The following is a 13,732-nucleotide window of genomic DNA, read 5'->3' as shown; positions in this document are numbered from 1 at the left end:
TTCTTATTAAGAGAGGCAGAGGGACTGGCCCTGTGATGCCTCGGCAGCGGACTCGGATTTCCGAGTGCTGTGCCAATTCCAGCAAGCCGCGTGCTTGAAAGATAAGAAGAGGTTTATTCCATTCCGGATTTAAGATCTCTTCTGCTTTAGAAGAGATCTTTTTTTATAATAAGAAAGGTGGTACACATGGAGACAAAAGGAAATGGACTGGCATTATTGCCGTTAATCATATTTCTTGCCCTATTTGTAGGGTCTGGTATTATAACAGGCGATTTTTATAAGATGCCGATTCTTGTTGCAATTATCATTGCATCAGGAGCAGCTCTTATGATGAATCGTAAAGAGACATTCACTGCGAAGGTTGAGAATTTTGCTAAAGGGGCAGGCCATCCTGATTTGATGATTATGGTCTTTATATTTATCCTGGCCGGAGCTTTCTCTGAAGTGGCAAAAGGGATGGGTGCAGTGGAATCTACAGTCAATCTTGCGCTTTCATTTTTGCCGCAAAGCTTTTTGATTGTTGGATTATTTATCATTGGAGCTTTTATATCACTTGCAATGGGAACTTCAATGGGAACAATTGCTGCACTTGCTCCAATTGGGGTTGGCATCAGTGCAGAGGCTGATATTTCAATAGCTCTTGCTATGGCTGCCGTTATTGGCGGTGCGATGTTTGGGGACAACCTGTCTTTCATATCGGATACAACAATAGCTGCAGTTCGGACACAGCAGACGGAAATGAGAGACAAGTTCAAGGTAAACTTCTTCATCGTTTTGCCGGCTGCCATCATTACTTGTGCTGTCTTAATTGTGATTACTCTCGGCAATCAATCTCCTGTTTCACCTGGAGAATTCAGTTTCATTAAAATGCTGCCTTATATAGCCGTACTTGTAACAGCTCTTCTTGGAATGAATGTCATTATTGTTTTAACTGGGGGTATCCTGCTTAGCGGAGTTATCGGGATGTCTGATGGCAGCTATACGTTAACTGATTTTCTTCAGAAAATAACAGAAGGTATTATGGGGATGGCCGAACTGGTCATTCTTTCACTCTTAATCGGCGGTATGGTTGAACTGATTAAACGAAATGGCGGCATTCACTTTATTTTAGAAGCGATGACAAAAAGAATTTCTTCTAAAAGAGGGGCAGAATATGCCATTGCCGGTCTTGTAAGCACGACAAACCTTGCGACTGCAAATAATACCATCTCTATTATTGCAGCGGGTCCGCTGGCAAAAGATATGGCAGATAAATATGAGATTGATAAACGTAAATCTGCCAGCCTTTTGGATATTTTTTCTTGCAGTATACAGGGTTTAATCCCTTATGGCGCTCAAATGCTTACTGCCGCTCAATTTGCAAAGATTTCACCAGCTGATATCCTGCCATTCTCTTATTACCCATTCTTAATAGCCGTTATGGGTATTGCGGCTATTATTATTGGCTATCCGAAATTTAAAAAAGCCAAGTAGTTCCTGCCCGGCAGAGTCCGAAATTGGACTCTGTTTTTTCATAGATCTAAAGCGCAGGCGGATTTGTTCTGACCAAAGCTCAATGGGCCGGAGCTTTACGGTTTATTTTCCACACCCCTTTGACTTTTATAGTTTTCCTAACAAGAAAAAGAGCCGCTCATCCTATGAGCGGCTTTACTTCTTCATCAGTCCATGCAGAAGAAACTGGATCGTATATTCTTTTTCTGCTTCATCGTCCCAATCCAAATCAGGCAGAATGATGAACCTTCCGATCAGGAACCCCATAATTGTCGTAATGATCATCCGCAACACTGTTTCAGGAGGCATGTCAATCATCTCTCCTTTTTCCTGGAAGTGAATGATCAGCTTCTTCAGCTTCTCAACTGCATGTTCCTCAACGACCTTTCGGAGCTCCCCTCTGAACTCTTCATGAAAGAAAACTTCCTGGAGCAAAATCTTGATGACAGGGTGATTTTTCTTTATAAACTCATAGCGGTTTTCAAGAATGTATCTCAGCATATGTTCAAGGTCCTGATGATTTTGCTTCGTCACGTCCTGAAGAAAATTTCTCACTAAAAATGGGGCAATGGATTTAGTTATAGTCGGCATGACGATTGCAAACAGCAGGTCTTTTTTCGTTTGATAATGACGGAAAATCGTCCCCTCTGCGACTCCAGCTTTTTTAGCTATTTCACTTGTTGAGGCTGCTGCAAAGCCTTTATCTGCAAATATTTCAATGGCAGCTTCTACTACCTTTTTTTGTTTTTCACTCATCTTTACATCTTCATCTGTCAGCTTCAATAGCTCTTCAATGGAAAATTGATTGCTCATCTTTTAAAACTCCTCATTCATCTATGTCCCTATTATAAATGAAAAAGAGAACACAAGCATTACAGCCTTCTTACCTTTTTCAAAGCGAAGATATTCAGAATCAGAAATGCCAGGGAAAAACCAAGCAGAATATAGACATCCTGTGCAATGTCCTCCCACCCGTAACCCTTAATCATGATCCCCTGCAGAGCCACTGCACCGTATTTAAGCGGCATGGCATAACTAATGGACTGCAGCCACTCCGCCATCGTTTCGAGTTTAAAAAGACCTGAAAAGAACACTTGCGGCACAATGACGAGCGGGATAAATTGAAACATCTGCAGCTCATTATTAGCAAACGTAGACAGCAAGGTTCCGAGAGTCAAAGAAGTCATCGCAAGCAGAAACGTAATGAGCAGTACATAGAAATAAGGGCCTTCCATCATCATGTCCAGCACACTTATGGAGAAGGCAGAAATCAAAACGGCCTGAAAGGTAGTAAAAATACCAAATCCGATCACATACCCAAGAACCAGTTCCCAGCGTTTAAGCGGAGTCGCCATGATCCGGTCCAATGTTCCGCTTGTTCTCTCCCGCAGAAATGAAACGCCTGCAATCAGAAAAACAAAGAAAAAGATAAATACACCAATAAGAACTGGACCGATGTAATCAAAGGAAGTCATATCGTCTGATCCGTGCAAGTAGTTCACAGATGGCTGTGCTTGTTGATCCGGCTGGCCGCTTTTTTGGAGCACCCCCAGCACTGCCCGGCTTACACTCGGATCTGAGCCTTCTAATGTAATCTCTTGATTTCCTTTATCGAAAGAGATAAAGGCATCCAGGCCGTCTGCTGTTATCCATTTTTCAGGTTCATTTTCCTCATATTCTATGACTTTACTATCGTTCTCCCCGAGAACTGTCACCAATTGCTCAGGTGCTCCGTGCACGCCAATTTTAGGTGAATAGGCTTCACTGTCAAAAATAAAGTTCATCAGAGTCAGAATAAATAACGGAGCAATCAGCATCAGCGCAAGCGTCCGCTTATCCCGGAAAAATTGCTGAATGATACGCGTCACAATCGCAAGTACCCTCATTGTTTAGCACCCCCATATGCTAAAAATGCTTCTTCAATGGAGTGTGACATTGTTTCTGATTTCAACTGTTCTGGAGTTCCCGAAGCGATCAGGACTCCTTCGCGAATGAAACCAATCCTGTCACATTTTTCAGCTTCATCCATCACATGCGTTGTGACAATAATCGTCGTTCCAGTACGCCTGATGTTCTCAAGCTCCTCCCAAATTGACTGGCGCAGGATTGGGTCGATTCCCACCGTCGGCTCATCAAGGACTAGGATTTGCGGCTCATGAAGCATGGCGATCGCTAGCGAAAGGCGTCGCTTCATTCCCCCTGAATAATCTCCTGTCCGTTTCGATGCGTGCTCAGAAAGGTTAACAAGATCCATCACATACTGAATTCTCTCTTTTTTCTTCTTTCCTTTTAAACCGCTGAGAGCTGCGAAAAAAGCTATATTTTCTTTTCCGGTAAGCTCTCCGTAAAGAGCGTCTGACTGCGCCATAAATCCGATTTTTTGCAGCGATTTTAAGTCCGGCATTTTTACACCTAAAACGTTCGCATCCCCGATGCTTGCTTCCTCAATTCCAACTATCATTTTAATTAAGGTTGTTTTTCCTGACCCTGAAGGTCCGAGCAGGCCAAAGATTTCCCCCTTGCCTACTGAAAATGAAACATCTTTTATTACTTCTTTTTTGCCAAATGATTTTGAAACAGATTGGAGTACGATGCTCATTTCATTCATTTAAACGCCTCCTAAATAAAAGTGAGTAATCACTCATTTATACTGTATTCGATAATAATTGTTTTGTAAAGTGAGTAATCACTTTTTTGTTAAAAAAAGCAGCGAACTTTTGTACAGTTCGCTGCTTTCCTTTATTTAAGCAATTTCCTTATTAATTTCAGCCCATTTTTTGCATGAGGATATCTGAAACTGAAATCAAATCTTGTTGTTTGGTGAAGAACACTTTTGTAATGTGTAAAGGCTTCAAAGCTGTACTTGCCGTGATAATTGCCCATTCCGCTTTCCCCCACTCCGCCAAACGGAAGATGCGGTGTGGCAATATGCATCAGTGTATCGTTTATGCACCCTCCGCCAAAGGAAACCTGTCCAATAATCTGCTGCTCAGTCTGTTTACTTGAAGTAAATAAGTAGAGCGCTAGTGGTTTAGGGCGATCTTGAATAAAAGTAATGGCCTGATCTAAATCGGTATATTCCATAACCGGAAAAACCGGACCGAAGATCTCTTCCTGCATAACAGCAGCATCCACATTTACCTCATCTAAAATTGTTGGAGCAATTTTTAAAGATTCACGATCGGCTTTTCCGCCAAAAATAGCCTTTCCATCTGAGAAAAATTCCGTTAAGCGGTCGAAATGCTTCTCACTGATCATTCTGCTGTAATTTTCATTTAAAAGCGGGTTTTCACTGAACATTTCCGTTATTTCAGCTTGTAGCAAGGATAAAAATTCTTTCTTTACTGCGCTGTGAACAAGCAGATAATCTGGGGCGATACAGGTTTGACCCGCATTTGTAAACTTTCCGAATGCAATTCTTTTTGCAGAGAGCTGTAAGTCAGCATCTTTGTGGACAATACACGGGCTTTTTCCGCCAAGCTCCAAGATAACGGGAGTAAGGTGCTTGGATGCTGCCTCCATAACGATTTTCCCGACCGGCACACTTCCCGTAAAGAAAATTACATCAAATTTCTGGGCGAGCAGCACTTGATTCGTTTCAATTCCTCCTTCAATCACGACGACAAGCTCTGAGGGAAAGGTTTCTTCTACAAGCTCTTTCAAAAGCTTAGACACGTTTGGTGCAAATTCAGATGGTTTTAAAACCGCTGTGTTTCCTGCGGCAATCGCTCCGATTAAAGGCGATAATGCCAGCTGAAACGGATAATTCCAAGGTGCGATAATCAGCGCGGTTCCAAAAGGCTCCGGAACAATTTTCCCGGTTGTACCGATGTGGGTTATTGCTGTTTTTACCTTTTTAGGAGCAGCCCATTTTTGTAGATTCTTTTGTGAAAAGGATATTTCCTCAAGGAGGATTCCGATCTCTGTTGAATAGGCTTCAAACTCGGATTTGTTTAAATCCTTTTTCAATGCATCCATGATCGCACGTTCATTTTTCTTTATAAAAAGACGAAGCTTTTCGAGCCGATCATGTCTTCCCTGAACGCTTCTTGTGTTTCCTTTTAAAAAGTAAGCTCTTTGATGAGAGAGAAGAGCTTGGATTTGTTCATGAGTATTCATTGATTTTATCCACCTTTTAAAGTGTTTATATGTTTAATCTCATAAACATATAATACACAATGAAACGATTTGATGTCAATTTATATGGAATCAGTTTCGCTGCCTATTTTTGTGCATAAAAGCAGGCAGCCGCCTGCTTTACTTCCAATAATCAAACATAGGTCCGCCTTTGCCCAATAAAGGATCATTTTCAGGCAATGGCACGTTTTGAATATGCTTCAACGCCTTTGGACGCTCTTCTTTCTTTCCCGTGCACATATCCATTTCCTGTTGATCTGGATAGGCTCCCATCACTTTGAAATCTGAGCTTTTTTCTATGCATTTATGTCCAACGCCTGCAGGAATGACTGCGACATCCCCTTGTTGAACAGCAACGGCTGTTCCGTTTTCCCCTCCGAAAAGGATTTTTGCCTTACCGCTTACAACTCCTAAAACTTCATGAGAGGTGCTGTGATAATGATGATAGTCATAAACACCATCTACCCATGTTCCCGACCAGCCGTGCTCAAGAATCGTGTACTCGAATTGTTCCGTTGAAGTAAAGGCTCCTTCGTAAACGAGAAGCGGCAAATTAGGATTATTTGGAATACTGCCGTCGTCTTTGAACATGAATGTTTTCAGTTTCATTTTATTTCACTCCTTTTTTTACTGTTCCAGGTATAAGCAGACGCCAAACCGAGGATACTGCCTAATCTTCTGATGTAGTTTCCGCAAAAACATAGCAAATCGCCATAATTATTGCGGTTTATCATACGATCCTTATTTTTCCTTTTTAATTATAACAAGGATGAAGGAAACCGTATCTTTAATTTATCTTAATCCTATCATCGTCTTTTTTTCTGGCGGTTACGCAAACTGTAAGTTCAGGACGGACTTTTTTATATGATACTTTTATGTTTTCATATCCGCATGCAAGCATGTCATCGTGTATCTGCCGACCGAACATTCTTGTCTTTTCAGCGCTTGCATCCTCTTCTCTTGGCTGCATGGTAATGGCGATTGCTCCGCCAGGTTTTAAGGATTTTGTAATGTTTTCGAGGCCTGCACGGGGATTGTTCCAAATTGTATAGTTATTAACGGAAAGGATTTTATCGTAGGAACGCTGCCGTAATTCAACCTTCTCTGCATCAGCTGTCATGAGCTTTACTCTCCCTTCTGCAATTTCAGATTCGAAATGCTTTTCTGCCTGTTCTTTCATTGTTTCTGATACATCAACACCATCAATCTTAATGCTGCGGTAATTCTTAAGCATGTGTCCCATGCTGTAACCCGGGCCAAATCCAATTTCTAAAATATGATCACCTGGTTTAATGCGCAATTTTGAAATGGTCCATTTGTTTATCGTCTGGTTTTCAAGTGCCATAATCCTGCCGGCGATGATACCAAAAAATCCTTTAGGCTTGCTGAAATTTTTCGTAAATGCTGAAAACATATCTGTCACCTCTTACGGATTCGTCTATTTCTTATCTTTATCACCAAACACAGCTTGTTAAACCTACATCGGAAAGATAAATTCCTGTATTGACATGTATGCGGGTTGAACGTAAACTTAACTTAAACGTTTAAGTGATTTCGCATATTGCACGATGTTTTGCATATTGCTGTATTTGCTTAAACGATTAAGTAAAGGGGTTGACAACCTTGGAAAGTCCTCAGTCCGTTCAGGTAGAATCAGGTATTAAGCAGCTCGGCTTGTGGCGCAACCGTACATTTTTATCTCTTTTTGCTGCATATACTCTCTCCATATTCGGAGGCACCTTTCACACAATTGCCTTGAATATTTGGATATTGAAGACGTATGACAGCGCGACTTTGATGTCAGCGATATTAATTACTCATCTTCTCATCAGCTCCTGTTTTGCTTCCATTGCAGGGACAGCAGCAGACCGGATGAACCGGAAAAAAATGATGTGGATTTCGGATTTAATCCGGTGCTTGCTTGTAATCGGGCTTGCAGCTGCGATTTATGTGCATCCTCCTTTTTGGGTCATCATTCTTTTAACCGCTTTAACTGCTTTATCAGGGTTATTTAAAGGACCTGCTTTTAACGCTTCCCTTATTGATGTAGTCGGGAAAGAAAACATCCAAACCGCCACAGGAGCTATGAGTCTTGCAGATAATATTGCAAGAACTCTGGGATTTGCAGCAGGCGGAGTCATCGTGGCCGCTTTTGGCGGTGTCACTGCTATCTTAATTGATGCGTTTATGTTTCTTTTATCCGTTATTCTTGTCGTCATCGTAAAGGATTTCCCTGAACATCGGGCAGCGTTTGCAGCTAAAACAACGTTCAAGCAGGATTTTATGACAGGTTTCACTTATATATGGAAAGAGCCGTTTGCAAGAGCCATTACCATTCTCTCTCCTACCCTTATCTTGTTTTTCACAACTACGCTTATGATTATTCAGGTTATGGCAATCAAAGAATGGAGGGCAAGTCCAATAGAATTTGGACTGATTGAAGCGAGCATTCCTCTTGGATACATGGCAGGTGCCGGACTCATTATGTTTTTAGGGGAAAAACTGGTGCGCCGGGGTGTCCTCATTATCGGCAGCATGATAGGACTTGGACCGCTTTACATGCTGCTTGGAGAGATAAACTCCGCGGCATGGAGCATCCCGCTTATTCTATTGGTTGGTTTCATGTTTTCTTTTTGTACACTGCTTGTGAATGTTATCCTTCGATTAGAAGTTACAAGCGAGCTGCAGGGAAGAGTGTTCGGAATGATTGGTGCGCTCACAAGTGTTCTGCCCCCTGCAGGATTAGCATTCGCTTCCTTTTTTACAGATGCATTTGGCGGAGGACGGGTCCTCTTTATTTGCGGACTGTCGCTATTTGCAGTCGGGATTATCTGCTGGGTGCTTTTAAAAGATATTAAGAATTATAAATAAGCGTAAATAAGCGCATGCATAAAAAGATCTTGCAAGGTTATTACCGAAAACCAAAACTTTATTAGTGATCATTCCATTTTTTCTAGCCGTTTTAGATTTTCATTAGCCATTTTCAATATTTTTATAGCGTAATGCTTTTGCCCTTCTGATCATTTACTGGCCGGCATGATAAAAAAGCATTCTTTGCCGGACTTGTTTTTGCCAAGGATTAGCCGCTTCCCCTTTCTATATGTGCATACAAAAAAGCTGCTTGATCACCAAGCAGCTGTCTTAATTTTTCACATCTCCATGATGGAATGGACATTTACCCTGGATAGGCTCAATGTCATCCCCGATAAAATATTGCTTCCACTCTCTGTGTTCAGGATCTCCGTAATGGCTGATGTTCGGATGCTTTGGAAGCTGATCCCACTTCTCAACGCGCTCTCTCACCTTTTCACGGGACATACTTCCGCCTTCTGATGTGCCTTCTAACCCTTCAAAGATGCGGCGGGGCTGAAAGCCAAGCACTAAGCTGTTCCCCAGATCTCTCGTTTTCCGCTGTTTATATGCTGGAGCGTTTCCGAAAACAAAGTACGGCTCATTTGCGAAAGAAAACGCCCAAAGATGATGATCCGGATCATGAGGATAATCCTCAGGCCATGGCTCCTTGTCATTGTCATGAAGATATTGAAGAATGTTCCAGAAGTACTCCCGGTAATAAGGAATGGATTTTTCATCTTCTTCCGGTTCGACGAAAACAAATAATCCGTGGCGGATCAGTCTTTTCGCATCATCAAATAATTGCTTGAAAGCAATCAGAGCCTCAGGAAGATTTGACCAGTCTTCCTTTGAAACATATGCGTATCTGAGCTCTCCTTTTTTTTCGGCTGCCATCCCGAAATAGCATGGAAAGGTTTTATCTGTTACTACATTATGAAAATTTTTATACTCCCGAATGACCCATTCAGGGACAAGTTCAGGGTTTGTCATATCTTCTTTTTCTAAAAGGTATTTAGATTTAGTTATCATCTTTTCACTCCTTGAAAGATTGCGAGAAAGTGTTCATACCTTATTAAATACCCTGCAAACCACTACTTAAACCCTTTTTATATTTATTAAACAAACGTTTAATTAAGACCCGATGCCGTACAGTAAAAATTTCATTGTTTTTACAGTGCGCCAGTCGCTATACTTATCATAGAAAATGGTAAAGAAAAGAGTGGTCTCATGCTGAAGCGTTTTTTCGCCTATTACCGCCCTTATAAAGGGTTATTTTTGATTGATTTTTCATGTGCGGTAATCGCCGGACTGCTCGAGCTCGGCTTCCCGCTTGTCGTCAATGCCTTTATTGACCGTCTCCTTCCAAGCGGAGACTGGAACCTGATTATCTGGGCATGCGCCGGATTGCTTTTGCTGTACATATTAAACACAGTTCTTCAATATGTTGTCACCTACTGGGGGCACATGCTTGGAATCAACATAGAAACCGATATGCGCAAAAAGCTGTTTGAGCATATACAAAAGCTTTCCTTTCGCTTTTTCGATAATACGAAAACCGGTCATTTAATTTCACGCCTTACAAATGATTTAATGGAAATCGGCGAACTTGCCCATCACGGTCCAGAAGATTTATTTATAGCTGTGATGACGTTAATTGGAGCTTTTTCTGTCATGCTTGTGATAAATGTAAAGCTCGCGCTGCTGACATTCTTAGTCATTCCATCCCTGCTTTTCCTTGCTATTTACTTTAATAATAAAATGACAGGCGCGATTCATCAGCTCTATACAGATGTTGCTGACTTCAGCGCGCGTGTTGAAAACAACGTCAGCGGAATTCGCGTTGTGCAGGCTTTCGGAAATGAAAGATTTGAGAAAGATCAATTTCAGAAAAACAACCTGCGCTTCCGTTTATCAAAACTGCTTGCTTATAAAATTATGGCTATGAACTTATCAATCAGCTACTTCCTTATGCGCCTTGTCACACTGTTTGTCTTACTATGCGGCACTTGGTTCGTGATTCAAAATGAGCTTTCCTACGGTGAATTCATAGGCTTTGTCCTGTTAACGAATGTTCTTTTCCGTCCGATTGAAAAGATCAACGCCATCATCGAAAGCTATCCGAAAGGAATCGCGGGCTTTAAGCGTTATATTGAATTGATTGATACAGAACCCGACATTGAAGATAAACCAGGTGCAGCTGACGGTGGATCATTAACCGGGGATATTCGCTATGAAGGTGTATCCTTTGGTTATCAGAATGAGGACAATGTATTAAACAAAATTGATTTAACGATTCATGCCGGAGAGACCGTTGCATTTGTAGGCCCTTCCGGCGCCGGGAAAACGACGTTATGCAGTCTTCTTCCCCGATTTTATGAAGTGAGCGCAGGCCGAATTATGATTGATGGCACAGATATCCGCGACTTGACTCTTCACTCTCTGCGGAGGCAAATTGGAATTGTTCAGCAGGATGTGTTTCTTTTTTCCGGAACGATGAGAGAAAACATTGCTTATGGCAAGCTTGATGCAACGGAGCATGACATAAGGCTTGCAGCGAAACATGCACAATTAGAAGAGCTGATTTTTTCTCTTCCAAACGGGCTTGATACGGTAATTGGAGAGCGCGGCGTCAAATTATCCGGCGGACAAAAGCAGCGCTTGTCCATTGCAAGAATGTTCCTTAAGAATCCGCCAATTCTTATACTTGATGAAGCTACCTCCGCCCTTGATACCGAGACGGAAAAAGCCATTCAGGAATCTCTGGCAAAGCTGTCTGCAGGCAGGACAACACTTGTCATCGCTCACAGGCTCGCAACGATTAAGAACGCAGACAGAATTATTGTGGTAAATAAAGAGGGCATTACTGAACAGGGTTCACATGATGAACTGATGGCAGAAGGAAAAGGATACCGCAGGCTTTATGAAGCGCAGTTTCAGACTTAATGAGGAAATCGGCTGAAAAACATTGGACTTCAACTGTAAAAATTCTGATTTAATTTGATAAATTCTATAAATGGCTGCTAAGTGAAAATGGCATCCCTGATAGATGACAAAAAGCTGATCCGTCACCCGGATCAGCTTTTTTTAGCTCAATTTTGTATTCAAAGGCTTCAATTTCGCCTCAATTTCCGCACGGCGGTTTTCAAGGAACGGCGGCAGTGCAAGTGACTCTCCTAAGTGGTTCAATTCTTCATCTGTATCAAATCCAGGCCCATCTGTTGCAAGCTCAAACAGAATGCCATTCGGCTCTCTGAAGTACAGAGAACGGAAATAAAAACGGTCTACAAATCCTGAGCTTGGAATTCTCTCAGATTTCAGTTTTTCAATCCATTTATGCATTTCCTCTTCATTGTCCACACGGAACGCAACGTGATGCACGCCTCCGCGGCCGAGACGTTCTTGAGGAAGGTCGAGGCGTTCTTCAATGTGAACCTCTGCCCCTGATCCTCCTTCTCCTGTTTCAAATACTAAAATCTCTGGCTGTCCAGGCACGTCAGATGGATAGCTTCCTTTTGCTCTAAAGCCCAGAATGTCTGTTAAAATTTCAATTGTTCTCTCCGGCACTGCTACTGTTAACTTCACAGGTCCAAGTCCAATGATGGCGAACTCGGCTGGAACCGGACTTTTATCCCAAGGCTGTCCTGCGGCAACTCCATCGTTATTTTCATCAGAAACCAAGATCAGGCGCTGTCCTTCAAAGTCCTTGAATGACAAAGTTTGGCGGTATCCTGCTTGAACGATTTCGCCGTGTTCCACATCATGTTCTTCAAATCTTTTTTTCCAAAAGCTCAGTGCCTCGTCATTTCGTACACGCAGCGAGGTTGCCGATATACTGTTGACCCCTTCATGCACGCGTCCTGCATTTGGAATTTCAAAAAAGGTAAGCTCCGTACCCGGATTGCCCTTTTCATCTCCATAAAATAGATGATAAACAGATACATCATCCTGGTTAACGGTTTTCTTAATTAATCTTAAACCTAACGTCTTTGTATAAAACTCGTAGTTTTCAGGTGCTTTAGCAGTAATGGCCGATACATGGTGAATGCCTTTTAATGGCTGCATGTTCATCCCTCCAAATAATATCTTGAATTCGAGATAATTTCTATACTTACAATATACACGCTCTGATTAGTGATGTCAAATATAGTCTGCTGGTTCCTGATAAGCAATGGCCGAAGACAGCTGAAATAAGGCTTTTCACCCCTGATTTATGTCATTCAATCCCATCTCTCCCCTTAAAAGCATTGGAAAAAGTTTCATATTTTGCTAGTATCAAAGAGGAATGTTTTTTAGGAGGGATCTCATGAGCTCTGGAGATGACAAGAGACGGAAAAACTTGAAGGTCATTCAGTTTGATAAGGATAAAAATAGTTTAATTGAAACCTTGCAGCCTAAGGAAACGTTTGAAGATGTTGGAGGACTTGAGGATGTCAAAAAGCGGATTCGCATGGACTTTATCATGCCCATCCAATCTCCTGAGTTTTTTCAGGCATACGGAAAAACTGGAGGGGGAAGCTTGCTGTTGTACGGTCCTCCGGGATGCGGAAAGACTTTCCTTGCTAAAGCGATTGCCGGTGAAATCGATGCCAGCTTCATTCACCTGGAACTGCAGGCTATTCTCTCAATGTATGTAGGCCAAAGCGAACACAATTTGCATGATATTTTTGAAAAGGCAAGAGAACAAAAACCGTGCGTTCTATTTATTGATGAATTGGATGCACTGGGAGGCAATCGTCACCGCATGAGCCAGCATCATGACCGTGTGCTCGTGAATCAGCTGTTAGTTGAGCTTGACGGTCTCCAATCTTTTAACGATCAGGTATATATTATCGGAGCCACGAACACCCCGTGGTACCTCGATCCTGCCCTTCGCCGTCCAGGAAGATTTAATTCGCTGTTATTTATTCCTCCGCCGTCTGAGGAGGAACGTGAGCTGATTCTTTCAATCAAAACAAAAGATAAGCCTCAGGATAAGCTTGATTTGTCAAAAATAGCAAAGGTTACCAACCATTTCTCAGGCGCTGATTTAACACAGGTAATCGATGATGCTATCTCAAAAGCGATTGAGCGTTCTCTTGAACAAGGCTCCCTACAGCCAATGTCCAATACTGATTTGCTGAAGTCAGCCAAAGATCGTAATCCCACAACACTTGAATGGTTTGCCACGGCAAAAAATTACGCTACCTTCAGCGATACAAATAAAGATTACAAGAAAGTGCTTCACTACATGAAGACACATGGAATCAGGTAA

General features: G+C 42.0%; 12 protein-coding genes and 1 riboswitch. Of the genes, 4 read left to right on the top strand and 8 right to left on the bottom strand.

Annotation, left to right across the window (positions count from 1 at the left end; genetic code table 11):
* Positions 1 to 108, top strand: a riboswitch (SAM riboswitch).
* 78 nt (positions 109 to 186) lie between these two features.
* Positions 187 to 1,473 (top strand): Na+/H+ antiporter NhaC family protein, encoded by a 1,287-nt coding sequence (locus QLQ22_RS01225; protein ID WP_284015855.1) that lies wholly within the window; start codon positions 187 to 189, stop codon positions 1,471 to 1,473.
* A gap of 174 nt (positions 1,474 to 1,647) precedes the next feature.
* Here the strand turns inward: QLQ22_RS01225 and QLQ22_RS01220 are convergent, their stop codons facing one another.
* The 6 genes from QLQ22_RS01220 to QLQ22_RS01195 all read right to left on the bottom strand — a co-directional run bounded on the left by QLQ22_RS01220 (position 1,648) and on the right by QLQ22_RS01195 (position 7,042).
* A complete protein-coding gene (locus tag QLQ22_RS01220) occupies positions 1,648 to 2,304 on the bottom strand; it encodes a TetR/AcrR family transcriptional regulator (RefSeq protein WP_284015854.1) in 657 nt (218 codons plus the stop codon).
* 59 nt (positions 2,305 to 2,363) lie between these two features.
* The gene (locus QLQ22_RS01215) at positions 2,364 to 3,377 is read right to left on the bottom strand and encodes an ABC transporter permease (RefSeq protein WP_284015853.1); all 1,014 of its coding nucleotides are present in this window, start codon (positions 3,375 to 3,377) and stop codon (positions 2,364 to 2,366) included.
* On the bottom strand, positions 3,374 to 4,090 hold the full coding sequence (locus tag QLQ22_RS01210; RefSeq protein WP_223443055.1) for an ABC transporter ATP-binding protein: 717 nt from the start codon (positions 4,088 to 4,090) through the stop codon (positions 3,374 to 3,376). The genes QLQ22_RS01215 and QLQ22_RS01210 overlap by 4 nt, the downstream gene beginning before the upstream one ends.
* A gap of 140 nt (positions 4,091 to 4,230) precedes the next feature.
* Positions 4,231 to 5,610 carry an aldehyde dehydrogenase gene (locus tag QLQ22_RS01205; protein WP_284015852.1) on the bottom strand — a complete coding sequence of 460 codons (1,380 nt, stop codon included), beginning with the start codon at positions 5,608 to 5,610 and terminating at the stop codon, positions 4,231 to 4,233.
* Positions 5,611 to 5,748: 138 nt separating this feature from the next.
* The gene (locus QLQ22_RS01200) at positions 5,749 to 6,237 is read right to left on the bottom strand and encodes a cupin domain-containing protein (RefSeq protein WP_284015851.1); all 489 of its coding nucleotides are present in this window, start codon (positions 6,235 to 6,237) and stop codon (positions 5,749 to 5,751) included.
* Positions 6,238 to 6,415: 178 nt separating this feature from the next.
* Positions 6,416 to 7,042, bottom strand: a complete 627-nt coding sequence (locus tag QLQ22_RS01195; protein WP_284015850.1) for a class I SAM-dependent methyltransferase — start codon at positions 7,040 to 7,042, stop codon at positions 6,416 to 6,418.
* 209 nt (positions 7,043 to 7,251) lie between these two features.
* Between QLQ22_RS01195 and QLQ22_RS01190 the strand changes: the two genes are divergently transcribed.
* The gene (locus tag QLQ22_RS01190; protein ID WP_284015849.1) at positions 7,252 to 8,499 is read left to right on the top strand and encodes an MFS transporter; all 1,248 of its coding nucleotides are present in this window, start codon (positions 7,252 to 7,254) and stop codon (positions 8,497 to 8,499) included.
* Between the two features lie 270 nt (positions 8,500 to 8,769).
* Here QLQ22_RS01190 and QLQ22_RS01185 read toward each other — a convergent pair whose 3' ends face one another.
* Complete coding sequence (locus tag QLQ22_RS01185; protein WP_223438991.1) at positions 8,770 to 9,510, bottom strand: YqcI/YcgG family protein; 741 nt, start codon at positions 9,508 to 9,510, stop codon at positions 8,770 to 8,772.
* 198 nt (positions 9,511 to 9,708) lie between these two features.
* Here QLQ22_RS01185 and QLQ22_RS01180 point away from each other — a divergent pair, with 198 nt between their 5' ends.
* The gene (locus QLQ22_RS01180; protein ID WP_284015848.1) at positions 9,709 to 11,424 is read left to right on the top strand and encodes an ABC transporter ATP-binding protein; all 1,716 of its coding nucleotides are present in this window, start codon (positions 9,709 to 9,711) and stop codon (positions 11,422 to 11,424) included.
* 141 nt (positions 11,425 to 11,565) lie between these two features.
* Here QLQ22_RS01180 and QLQ22_RS01175 read toward each other — a convergent pair whose 3' ends face one another.
* Positions 11,566 to 12,543: a ring-cleaving dioxygenase gene (locus tag QLQ22_RS01175; RefSeq protein WP_420828811.1), complete on the bottom strand. Its 978-nt coding sequence runs from the start codon at positions 12,541 to 12,543 to the stop codon at positions 11,566 to 11,568.
* Positions 12,544 to 12,784: 241 nt separating this feature from the next.
* Between QLQ22_RS01175 and QLQ22_RS01170 the strand changes: the two genes are divergently transcribed.
* Positions 12,785 to 13,732, top strand: a complete 948-nt coding sequence (locus QLQ22_RS01170; RefSeq protein WP_223438988.1) for an ATP-binding protein — start codon at positions 12,785 to 12,787, stop codon at positions 13,730 to 13,732.

The sequence above is a fragment of the Metabacillus hrfriensis genome, from assembly GCF_030127205.1.
GTDB classification, from domain to species: Bacteria; Bacillota; Bacilli; order Bacillales; family Bacillaceae; genus Bacillus_P; species Bacillus_P dongyingensis.
This window is presented reverse-complemented; position numbering and strand designations above follow the sequence as displayed.

What these genes read in the sequence shown, in the direction of transcription:
- QLQ22_RS01210 (WP_223443055.1), bottom strand. Translation starts at nt 4,090, where the DNA reads ATGAGCATCGTACTCCAATCTGTTTCAAAATCATTTGGCAAAAAAGAA.
- QLQ22_RS01185 (WP_223438991.1), bottom strand. Translation starts at nt 9,510, where the DNA reads ATGATAACTAAATCTAAATACCTTTTAGAAAAAGAAGATATGACAAAC.
- QLQ22_RS01175 (WP_420828811.1), bottom strand. Translation starts at nt 12,543, where the DNA reads ATGCAGCCATTAAAAGGCATTCACCATGTATCGGCCATTACTGCTAAA.
- QLQ22_RS01195 (WP_284015850.1), bottom strand. Translation starts at nt 7,042, where the DNA reads ATGTTTTCAGCATTTACGAAAAATTTCAGCAAGCCTAAAGGATTTTTT.
- QLQ22_RS01180 (WP_284015848.1), top strand. Translation starts at nt 9,709, where the DNA reads ATGCTGAAGCGTTTTTTCGCCTATTACCGCCCTTATAAAGGGTTATTT.
- QLQ22_RS01225 (WP_284015855.1), top strand. Translation starts at nt 187, where the DNA reads ATGGAGACAAAAGGAAATGGACTGGCATTATTGCCGTTAATCATATTT.
- QLQ22_RS01170 (WP_223438988.1), top strand. Translation starts at nt 12,785, where the DNA reads ATGAGCTCTGGAGATGACAAGAGACGGAAAAACTTGAAGGTCATTCAG.
- QLQ22_RS01205 (WP_284015852.1), bottom strand. Translation starts at nt 5,610, where the DNA reads ATGAATACTCATGAACAAATCCAAGCTCTTCTCTCTCATCAAAGAGCT.
- QLQ22_RS01215 (WP_284015853.1), bottom strand. Translation starts at nt 3,377, where the DNA reads ATGAGGGTACTTGCGATTGTGACGCGTATCATTCAGCAATTTTTCCGG.
- QLQ22_RS01220 (WP_284015854.1), bottom strand. Translation starts at nt 2,304, where the DNA reads ATGAGCAATCAATTTTCCATTGAAGAGCTATTGAAGCTGACAGATGAA.
- QLQ22_RS01200 (WP_284015851.1), bottom strand. Translation starts at nt 6,237, where the DNA reads ATGAAACTGAAAACATTCATGTTCAAAGACGACGGCAGTATTCCAAAT.